This window comes from Pseudomonas sp. LAMO17WK12:I10 (assembly GCF_900215185.1).
In the GTDB taxonomy this organism is placed as follows: Bacteria; Pseudomonadota; Gammaproteobacteria; order Pseudomonadales; family Pseudomonadaceae; genus Aquipseudomonas; species Aquipseudomonas chlororaphis.
Genome location: NZ_OBDX01000016.1, coordinates 53,101 through 77,057 on the forward strand (window position 1 = coordinate 53,101; position 23,957 = coordinate 77,057).

Annotated in this window: 19 protein-coding genes and 4 pseudogenes; 15 read left to right on the forward strand and 8 right to left on the reverse strand. The window is 65.1% G+C overall.

Annotation, left to right across the window (positions count from 1 at the left end; genetic code table 11):
* The first annotated feature begins 207 nt into the window (after nt 1-207).
* From CRO75_RS18085 to CRO75_RS18115, 7 genes are all read left to right on the forward strand, one after another.
* Nucleotides 208-2,637: a TonB-dependent receptor gene (locus CRO75_RS18085; protein WP_097137238.1), complete on the forward strand. Its 2,430-nt coding sequence runs from the start codon at nt 208-210 to the stop codon at nt 2,635-2,637.
* A 66-nt stretch (nt 2,638-2,703) separates the two neighbouring features.
* A complete protein-coding gene (locus tag CRO75_RS18090) occupies nt 2,704-4,047 on the forward strand; it encodes an LLM class flavin-dependent oxidoreductase (RefSeq protein WP_097137240.1) in 1,344 nt (447 codons plus the stop codon).
* Complete coding sequence (locus CRO75_RS18095; RefSeq protein WP_097137242.1) at nt 4,044-4,985, forward strand: 5'/3'-nucleotidase SurE; 942 nt, start codon at nt 4,044-4,046, stop codon at nt 4,983-4,985. Before CRO75_RS18090 ends, CRO75_RS18095 begins: the two co-directional genes overlap by 4 nt.
* Nucleotides 4,982-6,007, forward strand: coding sequence for an LLM class flavin-dependent oxidoreductase (locus CRO75_RS18100; RefSeq protein WP_097137245.1), 1,026 nt, complete (start codon nt 4,982-4,984; stop codon nt 6,005-6,007). Before CRO75_RS18095 ends, CRO75_RS18100 begins: the two co-directional genes overlap by 4 nt.
* Nucleotides 6,004-7,092 (forward strand): LLM class flavin-dependent oxidoreductase, encoded by a 1,089-nt coding sequence (locus CRO75_RS18105; protein ID WP_097137247.1) that lies wholly within the window; start codon nt 6,004-6,006, stop codon nt 7,090-7,092. Before CRO75_RS18100 ends, CRO75_RS18105 begins: the two co-directional genes overlap by 4 nt.
* Before the next feature lie 39 nt (nt 7,093-7,131).
* Nucleotides 7,132-8,160, forward strand: coding sequence for an LLM class flavin-dependent oxidoreductase (locus tag CRO75_RS18110; RefSeq protein ID WP_097137249.1), 1,029 nt, complete (start codon nt 7,132-7,134; stop codon nt 8,158-8,160).
* Nucleotides 8,150-9,286: an LLM class flavin-dependent oxidoreductase gene (locus CRO75_RS18115; RefSeq protein ID WP_097137251.1), complete on the forward strand. Its 1,137-nt coding sequence runs from the start codon at nt 8,150-8,152 to the stop codon at nt 9,284-9,286. Before CRO75_RS18110 ends, CRO75_RS18115 begins: the two co-directional genes overlap by 11 nt.
* Nucleotides 9,287-9,292: 6 nt before the next feature.
* Here CRO75_RS18115 and CRO75_RS18120 read toward each other — a convergent pair whose 3' ends face one another.
* Both CRO75_RS18120 and CRO75_RS18125 read right to left on the reverse strand, forming a co-directional pair.
* Nucleotides 9,293-10,372 carry a sigma-54 dependent transcriptional regulator gene (locus CRO75_RS18120; RefSeq protein WP_097137253.1) on the reverse strand — a complete coding sequence of 360 codons (1,080 nt, stop codon included), beginning with the start codon at nt 10,370-10,372 and terminating at the stop codon, nt 9,293-9,295.
* 121 nt (nt 10,373-10,493) lie between these two features.
* Nucleotides 10,494-11,276, reverse strand: a pseudogene (locus tag CRO75_RS18125) (hydantoinase/carbamoylase family amidase); the annotation flags it as partial.
* Here CRO75_RS18125 and CRO75_RS18130 point away from each other — a divergent pair.
* A pseudogene (locus CRO75_RS18130) lies at nt 11,205-11,513 on the forward strand (M20/M25/M40 family metallo-hydrolase); the annotation flags it as partial. The pseudogenes CRO75_RS18125 and CRO75_RS18130 overlap by 72 nt on opposite strands.
* A 289-nt stretch (nt 11,514-11,802) precedes the next feature.
* Nucleotides 11,803-12,786 carry a TerC family protein gene (locus CRO75_RS18135; protein WP_097137255.1) on the forward strand — a complete coding sequence of 328 codons (984 nt, stop codon included), beginning with the start codon at nt 11,803-11,805 and terminating at the stop codon, nt 12,784-12,786.
* Nucleotides 12,787-12,930: 144 nt separating this feature from the next.
* Here the strand turns inward: CRO75_RS18135 and CRO75_RS18140 are convergent, their stop codons facing one another.
* The 3 genes and pseudogenes from CRO75_RS18140 to CRO75_RS33230 form a co-directional block, all read right to left on the reverse strand.
* A complete protein-coding gene (locus CRO75_RS18140) occupies nt 12,931-13,965 on the reverse strand; it encodes an endonuclease (protein WP_097137257.1) in 1,035 nt (344 codons plus the stop codon).
* Between the two features lie 3 nt (nt 13,966-13,968).
* Nucleotides 13,969-16,275 carry an AAA family ATPase gene (locus CRO75_RS33225; RefSeq protein WP_239990606.1) on the reverse strand — a complete coding sequence of 769 codons (2,307 nt, stop codon included), beginning with the start codon at nt 16,273-16,275 and terminating at the stop codon, nt 13,969-13,971.
* 172 nt (nt 16,276-16,447) lie between these two features.
* Nucleotides 16,448-16,627, reverse strand: a pseudogene (locus CRO75_RS33230) (hypothetical protein); the annotation flags it as partial.
* 83 nt (nt 16,628-16,710) lie between these two features.
* On the opposite strand from CRO75_RS33230, the gene CRO75_RS18155 reads away from it, so the two are divergent.
* Nucleotides 16,711-17,382: a methyltransferase domain-containing protein gene (locus tag CRO75_RS18155; RefSeq protein ID WP_097137259.1), complete on the forward strand. Its 672-nt coding sequence runs from the start codon at nt 16,711-16,713 to the stop codon at nt 17,380-17,382.
* An 83-nt stretch (nt 17,383-17,465) separates the two neighbouring features.
* Here the strand turns inward: CRO75_RS18155 and CRO75_RS18160 are convergent, their stop codons facing one another.
* The gene (locus tag CRO75_RS18160) at nt 17,466-17,966 is read right to left on the reverse strand and encodes a GNAT family N-acetyltransferase (RefSeq protein ID WP_097137261.1); all 501 of its coding nucleotides are present in this window, start codon (nt 17,964-17,966) and stop codon (nt 17,466-17,468) included.
* A 201-nt stretch (nt 17,967-18,167) separates the two neighbouring features.
* Here CRO75_RS18160 and CRO75_RS18165 point away from each other — a divergent pair, with 201 nt between their 5' ends.
* On the forward strand, nt 18,168-18,932 hold the full coding sequence (locus tag CRO75_RS18165) for a tetratricopeptide repeat protein (protein WP_097137363.1): 765 nt from the start codon (nt 18,168-18,170) through the stop codon (nt 18,930-18,932).
* A 69-nt stretch (nt 18,933-19,001) separates the two neighbouring features.
* Here CRO75_RS18165 and CRO75_RS18170 read toward each other — a convergent pair whose 3' ends face one another.
* The gene (locus tag CRO75_RS18170) at nt 19,002-19,910 is read right to left on the reverse strand and encodes a LysR family transcriptional regulator (protein WP_097137264.1); all 909 of its coding nucleotides are present in this window, start codon (nt 19,908-19,910) and stop codon (nt 19,002-19,004) included.
* Between the two features lie 116 nt (nt 19,911-20,026).
* On the opposite strand from CRO75_RS18170, the gene CRO75_RS18175 reads away from it, so the two are divergent.
* The 3 genes and pseudogenes from CRO75_RS18175 to CRO75_RS33235 form a co-directional block, all read left to right on the forward strand.
* Nucleotides 20,027-20,446 carry a nuclear transport factor 2 family protein gene (locus CRO75_RS18175; protein WP_009044289.1) on the forward strand — a complete coding sequence of 140 codons (420 nt, stop codon included), beginning with the start codon at nt 20,027-20,029 and terminating at the stop codon, nt 20,444-20,446.
* A gap of 3 nt (nt 20,447-20,449) precedes the next feature.
* On the forward strand, nt 20,450-21,502 hold the full coding sequence (locus CRO75_RS18180; protein WP_097137266.1) for an SDR family oxidoreductase: 1,053 nt from the start codon (nt 20,450-20,452) through the stop codon (nt 21,500-21,502).
* A gap of 96 nt (nt 21,503-21,598) precedes the next feature.
* Nucleotides 21,599-21,724, forward strand: a pseudogene (locus CRO75_RS33235) (histidine phosphatase family protein); the annotation flags it as partial.
* Between the two features lie 162 nt (nt 21,725-21,886).
* On the opposite strand, the gene CRO75_RS18190 reads toward CRO75_RS33235, so the two are convergent.
* Nucleotides 21,887-22,903: an AraC family transcriptional regulator gene (locus CRO75_RS18190; RefSeq protein ID WP_097137270.1), complete on the reverse strand. Its 1,017-nt coding sequence runs from the start codon at nt 22,901-22,903 to the stop codon at nt 21,887-21,889.
* Nucleotides 22,904-23,036: 133 nt separating this feature from the next.
* On the opposite strand from CRO75_RS18190, the gene CRO75_RS18195 reads away from it, so the two are divergent.
* Nucleotides 23,037-23,957: an alpha/beta hydrolase gene (locus CRO75_RS18195; protein ID WP_177409763.1), complete on the forward strand. Its 921-nt coding sequence runs from the start codon at nt 23,037-23,039 to the stop codon at nt 23,955-23,957.

Sequence of the window (23,957 nt, forward strand, 5' to 3'; positions counted from 1 at the left end):
ACACCTTGTTTTAAAACGACTTTATCGACTGGCACAGGCCTTGCTCTGCCGGCTTACCAGAGCTTGAGCCCGCAGGCCATACCCAGGCCCGGCAACAAGCCGCCACCACGACACCGGCGATGGCCGCATACGGAACCGTCGCCTTACCCGACAAGGTTGGCCACCCAGCAGGGCGCAAACCGGGGACCACACTGGAGTGTTTCAATCATGATTTCATCAAGCGCCACTGGCGTGCGGCAACCTCACAGGACTTTCGCCCACAGCCTGCTGTTCATCGCCCTGTGCGAGGCATTGACCTACGGCAGCGCGGCACTGGCCGCCGACAGCGACAACCCGCTGGACACCGTGGTGGTGATCGGCAACCGCGGCCAGGCCCGGACCCTGGCCGAAAGCCCGTCCCCGGTGGATGTGATTTCTTCCAAGCAACTGTTGGCCACCGGCCAGGGCGACCTGACCCGCGCCCTCAGCCGGGTGCTGCCGTCGCTCAACCAACCGGCCTCGTCAGGCTTCGGCTCGACCTCGGTGGTGCGCCCCATCAGCCTGCGCGGCCTCAACGGCGACCAGGTGCTGGTGCTGGTCAACGGCAAGCGCCGGCACAACAGCGCGCTGCTGAACAACGGCACCTTCCTCAACTCCGGCTCGCAACCGGTGGACCTGGACATGATTCCCACCGCCCTGGTGGACCATGTCGAGGTGCTGCGCGACGGCGCCTCCGCCCAGTACGGCTCGGACGCCATCGGCGGCGTGGTCAACATCGTGCTCAAGCAGACCGACCACGGCGGCAGCCTGTCCACCAGCTACGGCCAGAACTACGAGAACGGCGACGGCGAGACCGCCCGGCAGACCGGCAACGTCGGCCTGGCGCTGCCCAACGACGGTTTCATCAACCTGGCGCTGGACGTTAAGAAGCAGCGGGTTTCCGACCGCTCCGACGACGCGCCGTACACCGACAGCGCCGGCAACACCAGTTCGCGGCATACCTACTACGGCACCGGCCTGCCCGAGTCGCGCAACTTCAGCCTGGGCTACAACGCCGAGCTGCCGGTCAACGACGCCTTGAGCCTGTATTCGTTCTCCACCTATACCCGGCGCAACTCGGAAAAGCCCCTGGCCTTCCACCAGCCCGCGAGCTTCGACGGCATCGCCACGCCCTTCCCCGAAGGCATCGAAGACACCCTGCGGTTTATCGAGAACGACTTCCAGGTGGCCTTCGGTGGCAAGGGCAAGTTCGCCGACTGGGACTACGACCTGTCCAGCACCTATGGCCAGGACCATGCCGAGGCCACCCTGCGCCACACCTACAACCTCAGCTACGGCCAGGACTCGCCGACCTCGGTGGACACCGGGGTCAAGACCTTCAGCCAGTGGACCAACAACCTCGACCTGACCCGCGCCTTCGACTTCGGCCTGGCCAAACCGACGCAGATTTCCTGGGGCCTGGAGCAGCGCTACGAAAACTACAAGATCGGCAAGGGCGACTACGCGTCCTACGCCAGCGGCCCCTACACCACCGGCGCCAGCGGCAACCCGATCGCCCCCGGGACCATCTCCGGCGCCGGCACCACGCCCGCCGACGCCGCGCAGCGAGGCCGCACCAGCCTGGCCGGTTATGGCGAGATCGGCCAGGACCTGACCGACAAATGGCACGTCGACCTGGCCGGCCGCTACGAGCACTACAACGACGGTTCGGGCACCACCACCAACGGCAAGCTCTCCACCCGCTACCAGCTGACCCCCACCCTGGCCGTGCGCGGCACCTACAGCACCGGCTTTCGCGCGCCGTCGCTGGCGCAGCAGATCTACAGCTCGACCTCGCAGAGCAACGTCAACGGCAACCTGATCGACTACCGCAACGTCGCGGTGGATTCGGACGTGGCCAAGGCCCTGGGCGCCTCGACCCTCAAGCCGGAGAAATCGACCAACATCAGCGTCGGCCTGACCTTCCAGCCCTCCGACGCCAGCAGCGTGACCCTGGATGCCTACCAGATCAAAATCCGCGACCGCATCGCCCAGACCGGCTACCTGGGCGGCACCCCGCAGATCGCCGCGATCCTCGCCGCGGCCGGGCTCAACACCAACCAGTCGGTCACCTACTTCACCAACGCCCTGGACACCACCACCCGCGGCATCGACCTGGTCGGCGACTACCGGCAGAACCTCGGGGCCTACGGCGGCCTGCGCTACACCCTGGGCTTCAACTGGAACACCACGCAGATCGACGACATCCACGCCTCGCCGGTGGCCCAGCAGGCCCTGGGGCCTACCGGCGGCTACGACCGCCAGCGCCAGGGCAACCTCAAGCACGGCCTGCCCGAATCCAAGCTGCTGCTGGGCACCACCTGGACCATCGACAAATTCGAGATCGGCCTCAACCTGACCCGCTACGGCGAGTACACCCAGTACGGGACGACGGAGAACTTCGACCGCACCTTCTCCCCGGCGTGGATCACCGACCTCAACCTCGATTACCACCTGAACGCCGCCCTGACCCTCAACGCCGGCGCCAACAACCTGTTCAACAAGTACCCGGAGCGCACCGGCCTGCCCAGCAGTTCCGGGGCTTTCCCCTACGGCAACTTCTCGCCCTACGGCACCACCGGTGGCTACTGGTACACCGGCCTGACGTACAACTTCTGAGCCACCTGAGCGCCTGCCGGCCCGGGTGGCCGGCAGGTTCGTCGAATCACCCCCGGGAGCCTGCCCATGACCCGCCGTACCGATCAACTCAAGCTGGGGGCCTTCCTGGCCAACAGCGGCCATCATGTCGCCGCCTGGCGCCATCCCCTGGCCCAGGCCGATGCCAGCCTGGACTTCGAGCATTTCAAGGCCATCGCCCAGACCGCCGAACGCGGCAAGTTCGACGCGCTGTTCGTCGCCGACGTGGTCGCCCTCTGGGGTCACCACCTCGATGCCCTGAGCCGCACCGCCCGCGGCGAACACTTCGAGCCGTTGACCCTGATGGCCGCCCTGGCCGCGGTCACCCGCAACATCGGCCTGATCGCCACCGCCACCACCAGCTACAACGAGCCGTACCACATCGCCCGCAAGTTCGCGTCCCTGGACCACCTGTCCGGGGGCCGCGCGGCGTGGAACCTAGTGACCTCGGTGGTCTCCGACGAAGCCTGGAACTTCGGCCGCGAAAACCATATCGACCACGCCGACCGCTACCAGCGCGCGGAAGAATTCCACGACGTGGTCAAGGGCCTGTGGGACAGCTGGGACGACGACGCCTTTATCCGCGACAAGGCCAGCGGCCAGTACTTCGACCCGGACAAGCTGCATACCCTCGATCACCGTGGCGCGCATTTCGCCGTGCGCGGGCCGTTGAACGTCGCGCGACCGCCCCAGGGCCACCCGGTGCTGGTCCAGGCCGGTGCCTCGGAGGCCGGCAAGGCCCTTGCGGCGCGGGTCGCCGAACTGATCTTCGCCAGCCATCACGACCTGTCGGCGGCCCAAGCCTTCTACCAGGACATCAAGCAGCGCGCCGAGGCATTGGGCCGCAATCCCGAGCACATCAAGATCCTGCCCGGGGTCACGCCTTTCATCGGCGCAACCCGCGAACAGGCCCAGGCGCTGTTCGACGAATTCCAGGCCCTGGTGGACCCGGTGCTGGGCCTGCGCCTGCTGGCCGATACCCTGGGCGACGATATCGACCTGTCCGGCCACGACCTCGACGGCCCCCTGCCGCAGACCCCGGTCGGCCAGCGCGGCAGCCGCCGCGACCAGGTCCTGGCCCTGGCCCGAGAGGAGAACCTGAGCATTCGCCAGCTGTACCTGCGCCTGGCCGGCGGGCACCCGATCATCGGCACCGCCGAGGACATCGCCGACACTTTCGAGGCCTGGTTCCAGGGCCGCGCCTGCGATGGCTTCAATGTGTTCTTCCCGTACTTTCCCGGTTCGCTCGATAGCTTCGTCGACCAGGTGATCCCACTGCTGCAACGACGCGGGCTGTTCCGCCACGAGTACCAGGGCCGTACCCTGCGCGAAAACCTCGGCCTGCCGCGCCCGGCCAACCGCTTCACCCGGCCGCCGGAGCCGCGCTCATGAGAGGCCTGGCCTGCCTGCTGGCGGCGTTCTGCGGCCTGGCGAGCGCCCCGGCGTTCGCCTTGAACATCCTGCTGAGCAACGACGACGGTTACCGCCACCCGAACATCCGGGCCTTGTACGACGCCCTCAAGGCGGCCGGGCACCAGGTGAAGATCGCCGCCCCGCAAAGCGAACAGAGCGCCCGCGGCGGCGCCTTCATCTACGGCCGCGAGACCCGCATCGGCCGCGACAGCGACCCCGCCTACCCCGACAGCTACTACCTGAGCACCCATGAAAGCGGCCTGTGCGGCAGCCCCGCCTGCGCCGGCCAGACGGTACGGATCGAGATCAGCGGCACCCCGGTGATGGCGCTGCTGATGGGCCTGAAGAAAGTCATGCCGCACCCCGACCTGGTGATAGTCGGCCCCAACCCCGGCAACAACCTGGGGGCGATCAACCTCGCTTCCGGAACCTTCAACGCCGCCAGCGCGGCCTTGCTCGCCGGGGTCCCGGCGCTGGCGGTGAGCACCGACCTCAAGGAGTCCGATCCGCAGCGGGTGGCCCGGCTGGTGGTGCGACTGGTGGAGGCCCTCGACCGCCATCGCCAGGGCGACGGCAAGCTGTTGCCCGAAGGTCTCGGGCTCAACGTCAACCTGCCCGCCGGCCCCGCCATCAAGGGCGTGCGCCTGACCCGCATCGGTCGTTACGTGGGCTTCGAGGCCTTGTATACCGAGGACCTCGGCAAGCTCGATCACGCGCTCGCCGGCAAGCCCGGCATCGGTTTCCAGTACAGCCCGCCGGCCACCGACGACGAACAGGATGACGAAGCCGTCTGGGTGGCCAAGGGCTACCTGACCGTCAGCCCGTTCAGCGGCCTGCTGGAATCCGCCGGCGACAACCGCAACCTCCAGGGCCTGCTGGCCCTGCCCTTACTCGACAAGCAGGAGCCGCAGCCATGAGCGGAGGATTTGCCCTGGGTTTTCTCAGCCGGGTCTACCGCCCGGGTTTCGACCCCAAGGTCTACCGCGACACCCTGGAGTTGTTCCAGGTCGCCGAAGAACTGGGCTTCGACAGCGGCTGGGTGGCCCAGCACCATTTCGCCAGCGAACAGGGGCGCCTGCCCTCACCGCTGATCCTGCTCGCGGCCATCGCCCAGCGCACCCGGCGCATCGGCCTGGGCAGCGGGATCATCGTGCTGGTGCAAGAGCAACCGCTGCGCCTGGCCGAAGACGCCGGGGTGCTCGACCTGCTGAGCAACGGCCGCCTCGAACTGGGGCTGGGAGCGGGTTTCGACCCGCAGACCTTCGACGCCTTCGGCCGCCGGCACGAGCAGCGCCATCGCGACTACGAGCGGCATCTGCAACAGCTGCACGCGGCCTTGAACAACGCGCCGCTGAATGCCCAGGGACTGCGCCTGCGTCCCGCCGCCCAGGGCCTGGGCCGGCGCCTGTGGGAAGCCACCTCGCGGGTCGAGCTGGTGGCGGCCCGCGGCAACGGCCTGATCATGGCGCCCAACCCGCACCTGCCGCCCGAGGCGGGGGTGGAACTGGTCGAGCGTTATCGCCGGGCCTGGACCGGCGACAACGGCACTCCGGCGCGGGTGGCGCGGGTGCAGGGGGTGTTCCCCAGCGACTCGCCGGTCAGCGACGACTCGGCCCTGCGCCGGGATATCCAGGCCTACGTCAAGCGCCAGCAGAGCATCGGCGTCTACAGCGGCCCGCTGGACGAGGACTTCGCCAGCACCCTCAAGCGCCTGGGGGTGCTGCATGGCCCGGCCCACGAGATAGTCGCCGGCCTGCGCCAGGGCCCACGACTGAGCGCCAACGACCACCTGATCGTCCAGGTACAGACCGCCAGCACGCCGCTGCGCGAAGCCATCCGCGCCCTGGAAATCATCCGCGAACAGATCGCCCCCGCCCTGGGCTGGCGCCCCAGCACGACCACCGTCACTCGCCATTTTGTGGAGCCCAGCCTGCCATGACCGCCTCGCACCCGCGCAAAACCTTCAAGCTGGGTTTTCTCAGCCATGCCTTCGGCGACGATCCACGGCAGGTCTACCACGACCTGCTGGAGCAGTTCGACGTGGCCGAGGCCCTGGGCTACGACGGTGGCTGGATTGCCCAGCACCACCTGAGCAGCGGCTTCGGCCAACTGCCCTCGCCCCTGGTGCTGCTGGCCGCCGTCGCCGAGCGCACCCGGCATATCGAGCTGGGGACCGGGGTGATCGTACTGCCCCTGGAAGAACCGATCCGCCTGGCCGAGGACGCCAGCGTGCTGGACAGCCTGAGCGCCGGGCGCCTGCAATTGGGCATCGGCAGCGGCGGCGCCAACCTCGACAATTTCAGTGCCTTCGAGCGCGATCCCGAACAGCGCCAGCAGCAGTTCATCCAGCACCAGCAACGCCTGCAACAGCTGCTCGACGGCCAGCCCGTCAGCCCCGGCGACGAGCTGACCCTGCAACCGCCGGCACCGGGCCTGGGCCAGCGGCTGTGGCATTCCCACGGCAGTGTCGAGGGCGCGGCCTACACCGCCAGCCAAGGCAACGGCCTGCTGCTGGGCACTGCCACCCACGACCCGCTGACCGTGCAGAAACCCCTGGCCGAGGCCTACCTCAAGGCCTGGAACACACCTGGGCGAGCGCCGCGCATCGGCGTGGTGCGGGCGGTGTTTCCGGCCCGCGACCGCGCCACCGCCCAGGCCGAACTGGCGGTGGATATCGAGCGGCACATTCCACGCCTGCAACGCGAAGGCCTGATCGATGAGGCGGTCAACCTGCAAGAACACCTGCGCCTGATGAACGTGCACCACGGCCACCCCGAAGAAGTGCTCGACAGCCTGCGCCAGGACCCGGCGCTGCTGGACTATGCCGATTACCTGATCGTCGTGGTCCAGGCCGAAAGCTCGACCCAGGCCCAGGTGCTGGAGCGCCTGCGGACGATTGCCCGGGACATCGCCCCGGCCCTGGGCTGGCAGCCCGCGCGCCCTGAACAAGCCACCGCCACCCGGGCCACTCATGCCCAAGCTACTCATACCCAAGCTACTCAGCCGCCAGCGACAGTGGGATGATGACGCCTGCCTCCTTCCCCCCTGTCGCGGAGCCTGCCCATGGCGCTTGAGTTCAGCTGGCAAATGCCGCTCTGCGGCCCCGGTGGCGCCCCCGACTGGGCGGCGCGCCCCGGGCAATGGATTCAACTGGCCCAGGCCGTGGAGTACGCCGGGATCGACGGCCTGTGGATTCCCGGCGGCGCCCAGTGCGCCGACAGCCTGGGGGTGGCCGCGGCCCTCTGTGCCCACACCCGGCGGGTCCGACTGACGGTCAGCGTGCCGCCGGAAGTGATGTTGCCGGCGGCCCTGGCCACCACCGTGCAAAGCCTGCAATCGATCAGCGCCAACCGGGTCCGCCTGCACCTGCCGGACAGCGAACAGGGCAGCCTGCGCAGCGCCTTTGGCGAATGGCTCAACCGCGACCAGCGCAACGAACGCATCGGCGAATACCTGGAGATCCTCGACCAGTTGCTGGCCGAGGCGGACGGCGGCTTCAACTACAGCGGTCGTTATTTCCAGCTGGAGAATGCCGGTTTCGCCCGCCGTCCCCTGCCGGCCCCGGCGCTGATCCTCGACGACAGCCAGAGCAGCGCGCTGATCGCCAGCCACGCGCGTTTCTGCCTGCTGCGCTCGGCGCCGCCGCACTGGCTGCGCCAGGAAATCGAGCGCCTGCGCGGCACCGAGCGATCCGCGGAGCGGCCCCTGGGGTTCGCCTGCGCCTTCGGCCTGGTGCTGGGGGACACCGAGGAACAGGCCTGGCAAGCCGCCAACCGGCAACTGGCGGGAAACCTGGCGCCGCTGCCGGCGGCGGCCGCCTCGGTGCTCCGCCTGCCCCGGGATCGCCAGCCGCTGCGGCATTTCGAAATCCATCCGAACCTGGTGCAGCTGCAGCCCGGGCAGCCGCTGTACCTGGTCGGCACGCCGCATCAGGTCGCCACCCGCTTGCAGGAACTGCACGGCCTGGGCCTGGAACATATCGTCATCCAGGGCCAGCCGGCGGTCAGCGAAGTGTTGCGCTTCGCCGAACGCATCCTGCCGCTGCTCGATGACCAAGGCCTGCGCAAGGAGCCCCTCCAGCATGCCCAATGACCGTCGCGAACCGATCGAGATCGACTGGTTCCTGCCCACCAACGGCGATGGCCGTCACCTCACCAGCAGCGGCCTGCCCAAGGCCTTGCTGTTCCAGCAAGGCGAACGCGCGCCGACCCTGGACTACCTGCGCCAGATCGTGCGCGCCGCCGAACAGGCGGCCTTCGACGGCATCATGGTGCCCACCGCCAGCGGCTTCGAAGACCCCTGGCTGATCACCGCGGTGCTGGCCCAGGAAGTCCGTCGCCTGCGCTTTCTGCTGACCCTGCGCCCGGGCCTGGAACTGCCCGCCTACAGCGCCCACCGCGCGGCCACCTTGCAGCTGCTCAGCGAGAACCGCCTGGACCTGCACCTGGTGAGCGGCTCCAGCCGTTTCGAGCAACGCTCCCTCGGCGACTTCCTCGAACACGACGAGCGCTATGCGCGCACCGCAGAGTTTCTCGAAGTGTTCCAGGCGGTGTGGGCCGGCAAGGGTCAGCCCCATCACGGGCGTTATTACCGCAGTGGCATCGGCAACCCGATCGCGCCCCAGGCGCAGGCGCCGGCCATCTATTTCGGCGGTGCCTCGGCGGCGGCCGAACAGGTCGGTGCCGCCCATGCCCAGACCTACCTGATGTGGTGCGAACCGCCGGCGATGATCGCCGAGCGCATCCTGCGCATGCGTGAACTGACCGCGGCCCGCGGTCGCGGCCTGCGCTTCGGCCTGCGCCTGCACATTTTCGCCGCGGCCACCGACGATGCCGCCTGGGCCCACGTCGAGCGCCTGCTGGAAGAGATCCCCAAGGAAGCCATCGACCGCGCCCAGTTGCAGATGGCCGCCTACGAGTCGGTGGGCCAGTCGCGCCAGACCGACCTGGTCAAGGGCCGCCGGCGTGGCGCGCGGGAGCTGGAAGTCTCGGCCAATCTGTGGGCCGGGGTCGGGCTGGTGCGGGGTGGCGCGGGCACGGCGCTGGTGGGCAGCTACCAGCAGGTGGCGGAACGCATCGAGGAGTACCACCAGTTGGGGGTCGACTGCTTCATTCTGTCCGGCTTCCCCCATCTGGAAGAGGCGATTCACCTGGGCGCGGAATTGCTGCCGCAACTGCGCCGGATCGGCGGCGCCCTGTCCCGGACCGAACAGCGCTGAGCCACCCTAGGGCCTGGCGCGGCCCTTGAGCATGCCGTGGTTGACCAGCAAGGTGCGCATGGCATTGCGGGTGATGCCCAGCAGTTGCGCGGTGCGCAGCTGGTTGAAGCTGCAAAAGGCAAAGGCTTCGCGCACGATCAGGTCTTCGATGTCGTGCAGCAGCGAATCCCCCGGCACCTCGAACAGCCGCAACAGCTGCTCGCGTAGCACCTCCTGGGGCAGCTTCGGCGCTCCGCCGGGCCCAGGGCCCTGCAACGCGCTGAGTCCGGCGGAAAACTTCAGGTGCTCGGGGCGGATCGAGCGCTCGCCCGCCACCAGCAAGGCCAGGTGCACGACGTTTTCCAGCTCGCGGATATTGCCCGGCCAGGGATAGTCGAGCAGCGCCTGGGTGGCGGACTCCGAGAGCATCGGTTCGGTGATTTTCAGGCGCGCGCTGTAGAGCTTACGGAAGTGCTCCACCAGCGGCAGGATATCCAGCGGCCGTTCCCGCAGCGGCAACACCGCCACCTGGGCGACGTTGATGCGATAGAACAGGTCGAGGCGGAAATTGCCGGCCTCGACCGCCTGCTCCAGGTTGACGTTGGTCGCGGTGACCAGGCGGATATCGATCTTGATCGGCTTGCGCGAGCCGACCCGCACCACTTCCTGCTCCTGCAGTACCCGCAGCAGTTTCACCTGCAGCGGCAATGGCAGGTCGCCGATCTCGTCGAGAAACAGGGTGCCGCCGTCGGCCTCTTCGAACCAGCCGGCGCGACGCCCGACCGCGCCGGAGAACGAGCCGGCCTCGTGGCCGAAGAACTCGCTCTCGGCCAGGTGCTCGCTGATCGCCCCGCAATTGACCGCGACGAAGGCACCGCCGCGCCCGCTGGCGGAATGGATATAGCGCGCCACCAGCTCCTTGCCGGTGCCGGTCTCGCCATTGATCAGCACCGGTACGTCGCTGGGCCCGACGCGTTGCAGGTACTCCAGCAACTGGCGTGACCGGGGGTCGGCGAATACCAGCGCCTTCGCCCGGATCGACAAGGGGTCCTTCTCGCCGTGAGGCAACGTCAGGACCGGGCTCGGATGCCCGTGGGTACTGCTCATGAAAGTCTTCCCGGCGGCGGCATTGGACGGAGTAAAAGCACTTTACTGGCCGCCGCATATAACTAGAAATATTAAAAATTCATTAGCACATAACCCAATACCTTAGGCTTTTACCCGCTCTTCAGGCCTGCGCCTTGGCCAGGATCGACTGCAACAGCACATCGGCGCCGGCCGTGGCCCAATGGGGGTGGATCTCTTCGGCTTCGTTGTGACTGAGGCCGTCCACGCAGGGCACGAAAATCATCGCCGTGGGCGCTACCCGGTTCAGGTAGCAGGCGTCGTGCCCGGCCCCGGAAATCATCGGCCGGTGGCTGTAGCCCAAGGCTTCGCTGGCGGCGCGGACCACCTCGACGCAATCGCGGTCGAAGGCGATGGGCGCGTACTGGAAGATCTGCTTGACGCTGTGCTGCAGGCCGATCCCCTCGGCAATCCGGGCCACCGCCTCGCGCAGTTGCTGGTCCTGGCGGGCCAGTACCGCCTCGTCGGGATGGCGGAACTCGACGCTGAAGAACACCCGCCCGGGCACCACATTGCGCGAGTTGGGAAAGAGGTTGGCCATGCCCACCGTGGCCCGCCCCTCGGCGCCCTGCTCCAGGCCCAGCTGGTTGACTGCCTCCACCACCCGGGCGAAGCCGAGCACGGCGTCCAGCCGATGGTCCATGGGCGTGGTCCCGGCGTGGGCGCTGCGGCCCAGCAGTTCGACCTCATACCAGCGCTGGCCCTGGGCCCCGCTGACCACGCCGATGGTCAGGCCCTGGGCTTCGAGGATCGGGCCTTGCTCGATGTGCAGCTCGAACGCCGCGTGCACCGCCTGGCCGCCCACCGGATGGGTGCCGGCAACCTGTTCGTGGCTTGGGCCGAGGTGGCGGGGTGCACGATCCGCATCGATGCCATGGGCAACATCTTTGCCCGGCGCGCCGGGCGCAACGACGACCTGGCGCCGGTGCTGACCGGTTCCCACGGCGACTCCCAGCCGGCGGGTGGCAAGTTCGACGGCATCTACGGCGTGCTGGCCGGGCTGGAAGTACTGCGCACTCTCAACGACCACGGGATAACGACCGAGCGGCCGATCGAGGTGGTCAACTGGACCAACGAAGAAGGCTCGCGCTTCGCCCCGGCGATGATTGCCTCGGGGGTGTATACCGAATGGGCCGAAAGCGACTTGAACAAGGCGGCTGGCGCTCACTGAGGCAAAGGCCCTCCGAGCTGGGCCCAATTTTCCCGTGCCCCCCTCCGGTCACCACAAAACGTCGGGCTGGAGTGGCTTTTTTTGCTGATCAGGGATGGCCGAATGCAACTCGCGGGAGAACCTTCAGCGACACTTCGTAAATAACGAACCATGGCTCAGGAATAATCGATTTTTCTTCACGGTGATCTCCCCACTAGCATGAACCGTTGGCTCCAGCACACGCCCAGACCGGGAGAACGGCATGCAGTCCCTGCACATCGGCGAACCCTGGATGTGGTTCGCCTTCATCGCCTTCGTTCTGGCCATGCTGGCCTTGGACCTGTTTGTCCTCGGCGGACGCAAGGCCCATCGCGTATCGGTACGCGAAGCATCGTGCTGGGTGATTGCCTGGTCCATGCTGGCGCTGGCCTTCGCGGGATTGCTCTGGTGGTATCTGCAGGGTGAGTTCGGGCCCGGGATCGCCCAACGCAAGACCCTGGAATTCCTTACCGGCTATCTGATCGAGCAGTCGCTGTCGATCGACAACATGTTCATCTTCGTGATGATCTTCGGCTACTTTGCCGTGCCCCCGGAGTTGCAGCGCCGGGTGTTGCTGTACGGTGTGCTCGGGGCGATCGTGATGCGCGCAGCGATGATTTTCGCCGGCGTGTGGCTGGTGTCGCAGTTCGCGTGGCTGCTGTATGCGTTCGGCGTGTTCCTGATCATCACCGGGATCAAGATGCTGCTGTTCGCCCATCGGCAGCCCGACCTCGCCAGGAACCCCCTGTTGCGCTGGATACAGGGCCATCTGCGGATCACCAGCGGCTTTCATGACGAGCATTTTTTCATCAAGCAGGACGGTCGGCGCTGGGCCACGCCGATGTTCCTGGTGCTGGTGCTGATCGAGGCCAGCGACCTGATGTTCGCGGTCGACAGCATCCCGGCGATCTTCGCCATCACCACCGACCCGTTCATTGTGTTCACCTCGAACATCTTCGCGATCATGGGCCTGCGCGCCCTGTACTTCCTGCTGGCCGACATGGCCGAACGCTTCCACCTGCTCAAGTACGGCCTGGCGATCGTGCTGGTGTTCATCGGCACCAAGATGACGCTGATGCCCTGGCTGCACATGCCGGTGGAATGGTCGCTGGCCACTGTCGGCGGAATCATTCTGGCGTCGGTGCTGCTGAGCCTGATCACCAGTCGCAGCAAATCGCCTGACGAGGACCGGATGCGCATCCTGTAAAGCACCGAACAACAAGGTCCCGGGCATTGCAGAGGGATGTGGCAAGGCCTGACGGCGTCGGCTGATCGCCTTGAAGCCTGGCACTCGGTGCCCGCACACCAGGGCCTGCGCCCGGTCCCGAACGATGCCCCCGCGACACAACGATCAGGCCAACAGACGCGCCTTGAAGCCCTCCACCCACTCGCGGACCATGGCCGAGTACGGTGCTTGCGGGCTGGCCAGCGCTTTTATCTGCCCCAGGATCTGCTCCTGAAGAAAGCGCAAGCGCCCGGCGATACGCCTGTCGCGCAACCTGCTGTCCCGACCAGACCCGTCGACAATCGGGATCTCCGGGTCAGGGTCCAGCTCCTGGGCCATCAGCCCCATTTCCACCGTCAACATTTCCAGGAACTCCAACTGGCGCAGCACGCGCGTGCGCTCCTGCACTAGCCCGAGCCGGTTCAATCCATAGACATGGATCGACACCGCGCCCCTGAGACTCAGCCCATCGGCCAGGGCCTGTTCGATGACCGATTGCAGTTCCGGCCTGATCCCCGCCACACCGCCAGCCAAGGCCAGGCCACCGCTGTCATGGGAACTGGGTAGCACCAGGCCGATCAGATTGCCGCTATCGACATGAAACCGCAGGTGCTCCTGCGGCTGATCCCGACACGGGTCCAGCAGCAATGCTTGTTCAGCGCCAAAGTCCCGGGCACCCACCGCCGCTCGCTGGCCGAGGATCGGAAAGCTGTCCTGCTTGCCGGTCTGCATCACGCGGGAACGACTGAACGCCTTCCCTTCATTGGTCAGGCTGACCAGGCTCGCGGAAAGCCTGGGTGTCACCTGCCCGCTGCGTCGGTTGCAATGGATACAACTAGGCAACAGATTTTCCCAGTCCATGGCGATCCACCAGTAGCCGGGATGGTCCGGCTCCTCGTATACGCGCCCCTTGGGCCGGTAGTGCTCGATATCCACCGGCGCACTGCCATAGTAGAAACTCTCGCAGTAGGCGCATTTGCCATGGAACAACTCATGCAACTGCTTCTTGACGCTGTCTGACTTGTAGACGGTAAAGGCTGGCAACGCCCCCCTTGGGGCATTGAAGTAGTCCTGGAATTTCTGCAGTTCCTTGTTCGCCGGTGACTCGTCCCCCGACATAGCGTCGGGAACGGTCACGCTCTCACGACTGACGGCACGCATGATTCAGAGCCCCTCCAGAATACCGAGGATGCGCTGCTTGGCTTCGGTCCGCAGCTGCCCGAGTTTGTGCGTCGATACCCGCCGCCGATTATCCAGGTACTCGACAACGGCCTCTTGCACCAGCCGCTCCACCTCGGTGAAACCGACCGGCAAGGCATCGCTGATATTGCGCTCGAGGCTACGCAGCCTTTCCTGCTGTGGCGACGTCAGCGATTCCCCCCTACCCCGGGCACTCAACAGATCGGCCAAGTGGGCCAACTCATGCTCGGTATCTGGCTGGTCGGTGGAGGCCAGGCTGAAAAAATCCGAAGTCAGCAACTGCTCGACGGTCAGTTGGCTGACCTCCGGCAAGCGGACCAGTTGCTCGACCATCACCGGCCACTGGATATCGGAGCGTTTGTCCTTAGGCACCCGCTGCATGACGATCACCTCACCGTCCTGCATACCGCGCAGGCATAGCGGATCGTGAGTGGTGGCGATAAAGGTGACCTGGGGAAACGCCTGCCGCAGCGCCCGCATGATCTGGATTTTCCAGCGCGGGTGCAAATGCGCTTCCACTTCGTCGATCAACACTATCGCCTGGGCCGTTTCCAGGCTTTCGAAATACGGGTTGATACGCCGATTCATCAAGCCCTGGATGATGTCGCAGGCGATCGCCAGTACCGAACGATAGCCGGAGGAAGCCAGGCTCAGCGGGGTCCGGCACAGCAGCTGGTCATCACCTGCGGCAGTGACGATCAGGCAGCGCTGGTTCTGCTCGTCGCGCTCCACGACATCGAACGCCCCCTCAATGGACAGGATGCCTCGCAGGGCTTGCACCACAGTGTTGAACTCATCCTTCTTGAGGCCCAGCAACCATTTTTCCGGGTTGGACAGCAAGGCTGTCGAGTCGAAAAGATTGATGATCGATTTGCTCGGGCTATAGCGCCGCACCTGTTTCTGGTATTGCCGGAATGCGCCATACGCGAAGACCGGAGGCACAATGTGTGTGCCGTCGTGCCAGAACATCCCCTTTTCAACGCTCAGATCGCGTTGACTGCCATCCTGAAACATCGCGACTACAGATGCCGAGCTACATTGCGGGGCCTGCGCAACACCCAGCAGTTCAGGGTCCAGGGGCAACGAGGAAAGGTCGATCGGCAGGTTTGCACAGGCCTTGTCGCCGCTGAGCACCAGGGCCGTGGCTTCCAGGATGGAGCTTTTACCGGCGGCATTTTCGCCAAGTATCAGCAGGGCCGGTTGCAGTGGCCGGGTATTGGAAAGCCGCGTCGGCTGTACAGCGGGCATCTGCAGTTCGAGCTGCTCGATGCCCTTGAAATTGTTGAAGCGAATCGATGCCAGTGGCGGGTATTCCCGCGGCAAAGACTTCACTTTTTGCGCAGCCGGGGCGAATCGCTCTACCACTGAGTCCGCCAGTCGGGACTCAAGGTTTCCATGCCAATCGAAGACATCAGCACTATGAGCGAGTGCTCGCAATGTCTCCTCGATACGCTCGGGAGCCAGTGCCGCCGACGATACTTTGGACTTTGAAAGTGCCAGTACGATACGCCGGCACAGCAGGTACCAGCAGCCGCCAAAGTCCAGCGTGGCAAAGTCGAAGAGCATGAACGGTGGGTTTTCGCCTTCCGACCGGAAGAACCAGTTGTCGATCAACTCGTCAAAATAGACCTCCAGCTTGCTCTTGCGCTGCTTGAGCACCTGGAGACGATTGAGCTTGAAATGCTCGATCGTTACAGCGGCACGTTCGCTCAGCGCATAGAGTTGGCCCGAGAGATCGACTGACAGATGGCGGGCCAGGCCGACTTGTTCGCAGGGATCGAGCAGGAGTTGCTGCTCCTTGAGCGGGTAGTCGCGCCATAGCCCCATGTTTTCCAGTACATAGGCCTCGATCTGCCGCGCCGAAGGCAAAGGCGAGCGGCTGCCCCGAACAGGAAAGTAGTCCATTCGCTCTGGCTCGCAGCCCTTGCAGATGGAGTAGAGATTCTCCCAGGCGCTGCTCAGCCAGATGTAGTACAGGTGGGCATCCGGCGTTCGCTTCAGTGGGCTGGCCTGTGACCTCGGACGAAATCGATAGATGGCCGTGGGCACCTCCGCCCGCTCGCAGAACGCACATTTGCCGTGAAACAGCCGGCTCAGTCCAAGACGGACGGAGTCTTCATTCAAGTCGACAGCCAATTCCGGCACCCGGCTCTGTGCCCTCTTGGTCTTGTCAGCCAGAAAATAATCGGCCAGTACCTGTCTCTCGAGACCGGCCTCCCGGCTCTGCAACAGACTTGGCGGTGGTACGGAACTACGATCGAAGTACTGCATGGCGCTCCTCCATGAGAGACGGACGGATGCTGTCGCGCCGTCTTGCGAAAGTCGGCAACTCTAATCGGCACGGGACAAAAAGTAGAGGCGTTTTTCGCCTCCGGCGCCCTCCGCCTCAGAACGCTGTATCCATAAAAAAAGGCGCTGGGATTTTCACTCCAGGCGCCTTGCTTCACGCAACTGTGCTATCCGCCGGCAATCCCCGACTGCGCCCCTTCACCCGCGCCTTACGGCTACGGCTGGCCAGGCAGTCATACAGCGGACCAGTCACCACCAGCCCCGCCAGCCAGGACGGGTCCGCGGCTTCAATCAGCTTGGCATAGGGCCCGACATGGTACGACGTGTTGGCGAACGACGTATTGGACCCGGGCGCCCTGCCTGCTAACGTCAGCGCTAGCGACCCCGTAGCTCCCACCACTGACGCTGGACACCGACATGCCCACTCCCGAATCCACCCTGCTGCACAGCTGGCAGCACAACGCCCAGGCCTGGATCGACGCCATCCGCGGCGGCGCCATTCAAAGCCGCGTCGAGGTCACCGACCAGGCGATCCTGCTGGCGGTGCTGGGCCGTCAGCCCGAGCGCGTGCTCGACCTGGGTTGCGGCGAGGGCTGGCTGTTGCGCGCCCTGGCGCAACGGGGCATTGAGGCGGTCGGGGTGGATGGCGATGCGGCCCTGGTGGAGGCGGCGCGCGCTGCTGGCTCGGCAACGGTGCATGTGGCCAGCTATGCAGCGCTGGTGGAAGCGCAGGTGGACATCGGCCGCGACTACGAGCTGATCTGCGCCAACTTCGCCCTGCTGCACCAGGACATCATCCCGCTGCTGGCCGCCATGCACGCCCTGCTCGCCCCCGGCGGCGCGCTGGCGATCCAGACCCTGCATCCCTGGAGCGCCGCGGCCGGCGACTATCAGGATGGCTGGCGCGAAGAGACCTTCGCCGGCTTCAAGGGCCAGTGGCAACCCATGCCCTGGTACTTCCGCACCCTGTCCAGCTGGCTCAACGCCCTGGACATGGCCGGCTTCCAGCTCGCCAGCCTGCAGGAACCGCAGCACCCGCAAAGCCCGGTGCCGCAGTCGTTGCTGTTGGTGGCCGAGCGGCGCGGGTAAGCGCTATCCGTCTGACTGACACGACGTAGCGGTTACAGGCCAGCAGTCAGAGTCGCGAGTGTGTAAAGGGCCACAACCCTTATCTAGATCGGGAGAACGAATCGGCGCTCGGCTCCCGCCTTGCCGTCTTCTGCGGGCTGCTCCGGCAAGAACCCGCAGCGTTCCACGACCTTGGTCGAGCCGAGATTTTCCGGGTAGACATAAGCCACCAACTGCGTCAGTTGCCAGCGCGTCCGCGCTTGCTCGATCAGTTGCCGCAGCGCCTGTGTCGCGAGCCCCTGGCCGCAGGCGCTTTGGGCAATCCGATAGCCGACTTCGGCGCAGCGCTGCGCGGTATCGATGTTTTTCAGGTTGGCGCGACCGATGATGTTTCCGCTGCAATCCTCGATCACCCAGGGATGCCAGGTGCCGGCCGCGAAATCGGCCAGGTAGCCCGCGATATGCTCGGCGACGCCCTGCAACGAATAAAAAGCCGGGGCGCGCGCCTCGATATGGGATTCGAACCACTCACGGTTCCGGGTTTCAAACGCCAGCAGCGCTTGCGTATCGGTACGGCTTAGCTCGCGCATTTTGAATGGCGGCATACACACCTCTGCTTTTTCTCATGAGTAATTGCACGGACCTGCCCACCTGTTGGCCGTTCCTGCAGGAACTTCAGGGTACGGGCCAGGTCGATAGGAGCCCCTTCATCGGTCATGACGGGACAGTGAACAAACCCCAGCCGAGCAGCGCTGAAGGCCTGTTTTACGCCAGTGCCGTCGATGATCAACCGAGTCTGCCCCCTGATGCCAACCAAGAGTTTTCTGCCGGGTCTGATCCTGGCGCTCTGCGCAGCCGCGTCGCATTGTTCGGTTGCGGCCGAGCGCAAAGCCTCTCAGCAAAGTAACAACGCATCAACAACCCTGATTGAATCCGCCTCGCAGCAGTATGCGGATGGCCAGTTGGACCAGGCCGCTGCCACGCTGGAGCGGGCCCTGCATATCCAGCCGAACAATCCCGCGACGCTGCATTACCTCGGTGTGTTGCGCCTTCAGCAAGGGCAGTATCAGCAGGCTGAAGCGCTGGCGACGCGCTCCAATATGCGGGTGGGTCACAACGTCGCGCTACGCAATCGCAACCTCCAATTGATCCAGGCGGCGCAGAAGGCCCTGGCGTCGAATAACCCACCCAACGCCGACGAGCGTCTTGTTGCCGTACGGGAGGGCCTGGAAGAAGAGGTTAAAAGGCGCCGTGAAGCAGAAACTGTCGCCGCCGAGCAGCCCACGCCGGACACTGAACGCCGCACTGAGACCCTCACCCGCGAAGCGGCGGAGAACGCAGCGAACTGGCCGACGGGTGACAGGCCAAGTCCCGAAGGGCAACTGCGAATGACTTCCGCCGAGCCAGCCCCCACGTACGACGAGATTGAGATTCCCCGTGGCCATCGGCCGCCTCCGGGTAAATGTCGAATCTGGTTTCCCGATCGCCCGCCGGGGCATCAGCCCAAACCCGGCAAATGCAAGAAGCTGCGCGATCGGGTTCCGTCCGGAGCCTACCTGGTGCAGGGTTGAGTGTCCGAGTGCCCGCTTCTGACCGCTCTCTGCCGATCATGCATAACACACAGGAAAACCGGGATCGCTTCACCCCTCAGCCCTCGCCCCCAAGACGTCACTTTCAACCGTTTCCAGGGCAAGGGCTTCGAACAGCACCTGCTGCACAATGGCAAAGAAACAGCTGATATGAGCCTGCTTCAAGGCCTGTGGCCGGGTCACCAGGTAGACCTCCATATCGGGAAGCTGGAGCTGCGGGAACAACTCAATCAAGTCCTTCGCCAGAACACGCGGCAGTACTGCCACCCCCAGGCCACGCCGCACCGCGTCCAGCTGCAGGGCAAACGAGTTCACGCTGATCTGCGCACGCTCCAGGCCGGCGGCCTTGGCCACGCGCACTTGCGGCAACATGTCCAGCGGCGGCAGCAGGCCGATATTGACGGCCGTGGCCGGCGTCACCTGTGGAAACCGCCGCAGATAATCCGCAGTGGCGAAGACCCCGTAGGCGAGCCGGCCCATGGGTCGATAAATCAATGACGGCTCACCCAGGTGCGCGGTGCGCACCGCGATGTCGGCCACGCCGCGCACGATCTTGTGAAAGTCGGCGGCTACCAGCAATTCCACCGTGCAACGCGGGTGAAGCGCGGTGAAGCGACTCGCCGCCTCCAGCACGCACGACGCAAAGCCCTCTCCCGCACTGACCAGGACACTGCCCGACAGCTCGCTGTCCAGTGCGGACATACCGGTCACGGTTTGCCGCCTCAAGCCCGCTTCCGCCGCCTGGGCGACTTCCACTAGGGACTGGCCCCGCGAGGTCAACCGGCATCCTTCGACACCGCGTTCGACGAGCGGCTCGCCCAGGGCCTCCTCAAGCTGGGTCAACCGACGGGACACGGTAGACGCCGCGATCCCCAGCAACTGGCCCGCTTGCAGAAAGCTGCCACGCCGCGAAACGGCCAACAACAGGCGAAGATCGTCCCAATTCGCTTCCGACACCATGTTTCATCTGCTCCCTGGTTTGCATATATGCAAAGCCATTATGCAGGAGTCGCTGTTTTTCGAGAGGGGGCTCGACGGTATATCTACCGGCCCTGGAAACAACTGGAATGGACTGTATGCCGATTGGCCCCAACGACTATGCGCAACACGCCGCCAATGCCTTCAACCGCCGTGATATGGAGGCGCTGCTGGCGCTGGTGAGCGAAGACTTCACCTACCTCGATGGCATGGGGATACAAGTGGGCCGCGAGGCCATGCGCCAACGAGAAACCGCGTTGTTCGAAGCCTTCCCCGATGCCCACGTGATCCTCAACCCGTTCGCCGTCGGAGCCGATCGTCTGGCGCTGACGGCCATGCTGAGCGGCACCTTTGCAGCGCCCCTGGTGCTGCCGGACCGGGTGCTTGCACCCCATGGACGCTTTATTGCCGTGCACTACGCCGCACACTTCACCTTCAAGGACGGCTTGGCCATCCATCAAGAGGTGTTCTTCGACAGCGCGGTGTTGATGCCGTCAGCCGAACCGAGTGAGGGTTGAACCATGCGTCATGCATTCGTGACTGGCGCCACCGGTTTGCTGGGCAACAACCTGGTGCGTGAATTGCTCGCGCGTGGCTGCGCGGTCAAGGCCCTGGTGCGCTCGAGGGCCAAGGGTGAACAGCAGTTCAAGAACCTGTCGGGCGTGGAACTGGTCGTTGGCGACATGGGCAATGTCGAGGCCTTCGCCGCGGCCCTGCGAGGCTGCGATACGGTGTTTCACACCGCGGCGTTCTTTCGCGACAACTACAAGGGCGGCAGCCACTGGCAGGAACTGGAAAAGATCAATGTCATCGGCACCCGGGAACTGCTCGAGCAGGCCTACCGCGCCGGTATCCGCCGGTTCATCCATACCTCCTCGATCGCCGTGCTCGACGGCGCGCCTGGCAGCTCCATCGATGAAACCTGCCTGCGCGCCGACGCCAACGCGGATGGCTACTACCGCAGCAAGATCCTCGCCGACCGTGCCGTCCTGGCGTTCCTCGAGGCCCATCCCGACATGCAGGCCTGCATGGTCCTGCCGGGCTGGATGTGGGGCCCTGGCGACCTGGGCCCGACCTCCTCGGGGCAGTTGGTCCACGATGTCCTGCACGGCAAGTTGCCCGGGCTGATCCCCGGCAGCTTTTCCGTCGTCGATGCCCGCGATGTGGCCTTGGCGCAGATTGCCGCGGCCAGGCACGGGCGGCGAGGCGAACGTTATCTGGCGGCGGGCCGGCACATGACCATGGCCGAGCTGGTGCCTGTGCTCGGGCGTATCGCCGGGGTCAAGACCCCTGCTCGCTACGTGCCACTGCCCCTTCTCTACACCCTGGCGGCGGTGCAGGAGGTCTACGCGCGCCTGACCGGCAGGCCCATCCTGCTGAGCCTGGCCACCTTGCGCCTGTTGGTACGGGAGAAGGACCGCAGCCGTTTCAACCACCGCAAGAGCGAACAGGAGCTGGGCCTGAACTTTCGAGCGCTGGAGCTGACGATCACCGACACCGTGGCGTGGTACCGCGACCGCGACTGGTTTGAAACCCAGGGTGCAAGACACGCCCGCGTCATGGCCGAAGACTGACTTGTTGCCGATGGCGTGACCGTCGAGCCCCAAAGCCGCTGGTCTCGCCTCGCCTTGCTGCGGTTTCGGGTTGGCATCAGAGCGATGTCCCGAACGCTCGGCCATGGCTTCATGAATCGACTGATCGCCAGGCAACTGGAGGCACAGGGATGGGTTCGCCAGACACCTAACGGCGGCAGCCGCTATTGGAGCGCGACGGTGTATCGATATGGTGGGGTTTAGGCGGTGGCCGGCGGAGCATTCCGGGCGTTCAATCCATGGCTATTTTTTCCCGCAGGTTTCCACATCGTCCTGGCGGGTCAAGGCAGTGTCGATGCCCAGCCGGTAGCGGCAGTAATCGATGATCCAGCGCCGCTCCTGCTCGGTGAGGCGCTCGACTCTCGCTCAGTATTTCTCCGAGTTAAGTTGCCTGGTCTCATGGGGCGACCTTCCGCTCCACTCCTTGAAGGCGCGAGTGAAGGCGCTGTGCTCCGAATAGCCCAGCAGCATGGCGATATCCACGATTTGCAGGCGTGGATCGCGCAGGTACGACAGCGCCAGTTCGTGGCGGACCAGGTTCAGCTCATCGCGAAAGCTGGTGCCGGCCTCTTTCAGACGGCGCTGTAGCGTGCGTGACGAGGTGCCCAGTTGAGGGCTAATCCGCTCGATGCTCGGCTCACCTTCGCGCAAGGCATGGGTGATGGCCTTGCGCAGCCGTTCCACGAATTCATCCTGTTGTGGCAACTGGGCCAGCAGGCGATCCGCATGTTGTTCCAACAGGGAGACCAGCGCCGGGTCGGGGCTCTTGAAGGGCAGTTCGAGCAGTTGCGTGGAGAAACGCAGGACCGCCTCGGCTTGACCGAAGCGTACCGGACAGCCGAAGAAGGCTTCATACGGGCTGGTGTCGAGGGGGCCGGGATGATTGAAATCGATCCGCAACGGGTTGGCGGTGCCGCGCACTAGGGCACGGCAGAACTGCACTATGGCAACCATACCGGTTTCGTTCACCAAGGGGCCTGGCTGGTACTGGCTGACATCCCAGACCAGTTCGAACCAGCCGTCGCCGTCGCGGCGAGTCATGGGAATGACGTCGTACACCAGGCGAATGTAGCGCTCCAGGCTTTGCAGAGCCGTACCGAGATTACCGCAGGCCAGCAGCACCGATCCGAGCACACCGATATGCCGAGCGCTGATGGTTTGACCGAGGTGCAGTCCCAACAGCGGATCGCCTAGCACTTGCGTCGCTGTCACCAGCAGGCGATCCCAGCATTCCACGTCAACGCCGCCGACACCCTCCTGGGCAGGTGTGGGCCAGGGCTGACCAAGCACCGACTCGGGCTCGTGACCGAGCGCCTCCAGGTATTCATAGAGCAGTTGCACGTAGGTCTCGGGCACCACGCGCCTATATAAAGGCTGGCTCATCGGGCTTCCTTGGGTGGCTTTGCCTTTTGTTGTTTGGCGCAAAGTGTCAAGCGAGTCGTCGGATACCGTCAAGCCTTCCTACCGGCAGCTGCCGAGAATGACGGCACTCCAGCCATTCCAGCGGATGCCGTTCATGAACACGATCACCGATCTTCTGGCACCAGCGACAATCCAGTTCTTCTCCAACGGCTCGCGTTGCGTTGCCGACTTTTACCGCCCACTGGGTGCAGGACCTTTCCCGGTGGTGGTGATGGCGCATGGGCTTGGCGGGACGCGCAAGATGCGCTTGCCGGCCTTTGCCGAGCGCTTCGCCGCCGCCGGCTACGCTTGCCTGGTGTTCGACTATCGCCACTTCGGCGACAGCGAGGGCGAGCCACGCCAACTGCTGGATATCAACCGCCAGCTCGACGACTGGAAAGCCGCGATAGCTCACGCCCGCTGCCTCGCGGAGGTGGACCCGCAGCGTGTCGTTATCTGGGGCACCTCGTTCGGTGGCGGCCATGTGCTGACCACCGCCGCCGACGATGCCGGGGTGGCCGCTGTCATCTCCCAATGTCCCTTCACCGACGGCCTGAGCTCCAGTCTTGCAACCGAACCCCTAGTGTCACTTCGCCTCACCGTGCTGGCCCTGGCCGACCGTATCGGCTCGTGGTTCGGCGCCAAACCCATTCTGGTGCCGCTCGCAGGTCAACCTGGCGATACGGCATTCATGACTTCGCCGGATGCCTGGAGCGGCTATAACGGGCTGATCCCGTCAGGTGCGCGTATCCGTAAAGAGGCCGCCGCGCGCTTTGCCGTGGACATCATTCGCTACTACCCCGGGCGCAGTACACCTCGTATCCAGGCCCCCGTGCTGTTCTGCGTGTGCGATCCCGACAGCGTGGCACCGGCGAAGCAGACGCTGCGTCACGCCCGGCGCGCGCCACGTCATGAGATCAAGCTCTATGCCCATGGGCACTTCGATATTTATGTGGGCGAAGCCTTCGAGCAGGTGGTGGGTGATCAACTCGACTTTCTCAAGCGCAACGTGCCAAGCATCCCAACGAAGAGATAA

Excerpts from the sequence above, each read along its gene's own strand:
- CRO75_RS18085 (WP_097137238.1), top strand. The coding sequence starts at position 208 with ATGATTTCATCAAGCGCCACTGGCGTGCGGCAACCTCACAGGACTTTC.
- CRO75_RS18090 (WP_097137240.1), top strand. The coding sequence starts at position 2,704 with ATGACCCGCCGTACCGATCAACTCAAGCTGGGGGCCTTCCTGGCCAAC.
- CRO75_RS18095 (WP_097137242.1), top strand. The coding sequence starts at position 4,044 with ATGAGAGGCCTGGCCTGCCTGCTGGCGGCGTTCTGCGGCCTGGCGAGC.
- CRO75_RS18100 (WP_097137245.1), top strand. The coding sequence starts at position 4,982 with ATGAGCGGAGGATTTGCCCTGGGTTTTCTCAGCCGGGTCTACCGCCCG.
- CRO75_RS18105 (WP_097137247.1), top strand. The coding sequence starts at position 6,004 with ATGACCGCCTCGCACCCGCGCAAAACCTTCAAGCTGGGTTTTCTCAGC.
- CRO75_RS18110 (WP_097137249.1), top strand. The coding sequence starts at position 7,132 with ATGGCGCTTGAGTTCAGCTGGCAAATGCCGCTCTGCGGCCCCGGTGGC.
- CRO75_RS18115 (WP_097137251.1), top strand. The coding sequence starts at position 8,150 with ATGCCCAATGACCGTCGCGAACCGATCGAGATCGACTGGTTCCTGCCC.
- CRO75_RS18120 (WP_097137253.1), bottom strand. The coding sequence starts at position 10,372 with ATGAGCAGTACCCACGGGCATCCGAGCCCGGTCCTGACGTTGCCTCAC.
- CRO75_RS18135 (WP_097137255.1), top strand. The coding sequence starts at position 11,803 with ATGCAGTCCCTGCACATCGGCGAACCCTGGATGTGGTTCGCCTTCATC.
- CRO75_RS18140 (WP_097137257.1), bottom strand. The coding sequence starts at position 13,965 with ATGCGTGCCGTCAGTCGTGAGAGCGTGACCGTTCCCGACGCTATGTCG.
- CRO75_RS33225 (WP_239990606.1), bottom strand. The coding sequence starts at position 16,275 with ATGCAGTACTTCGATCGTAGTTCCGTACCACCGCCAAGTCTGTTGCAG.
- CRO75_RS18155 (WP_097137259.1), top strand. The coding sequence starts at position 16,711 with ATGCCCACTCCCGAATCCACCCTGCTGCACAGCTGGCAGCACAACGCC.
- CRO75_RS18160 (WP_097137261.1), bottom strand. The coding sequence starts at position 17,966 with ATGCCGCCATTCAAAATGCGCGAGCTAAGCCGTACCGATACGCAAGCG.
- CRO75_RS18165 (WP_097137363.1), top strand. The coding sequence starts at position 18,168 with ATGCCAACCAAGAGTTTTCTGCCGGGTCTGATCCTGGCGCTCTGCGCA.
- CRO75_RS18170 (WP_097137264.1), bottom strand. The coding sequence starts at position 19,910 with ATGGTGTCGGAAGCGAATTGGGACGATCTTCGCCTGTTGTTGGCCGTT.
- CRO75_RS18175 (WP_009044289.1), top strand. The coding sequence starts at position 20,027 with ATGCCGATTGGCCCCAACGACTATGCGCAACACGCCGCCAATGCCTTC.
- CRO75_RS18180 (WP_097137266.1), top strand. The coding sequence starts at position 20,450 with ATGCGTCATGCATTCGTGACTGGCGCCACCGGTTTGCTGGGCAACAAC.
- CRO75_RS18190 (WP_097137270.1), bottom strand. The coding sequence starts at position 22,903 with ATGAGCCAGCCTTTATATAGGCGCGTGGTGCCCGAGACCTACGTGCAA.
- CRO75_RS18195 (WP_177409763.1), top strand. The coding sequence starts at position 23,037 with ATGAACACGATCACCGATCTTCTGGCACCAGCGACAATCCAGTTCTTC.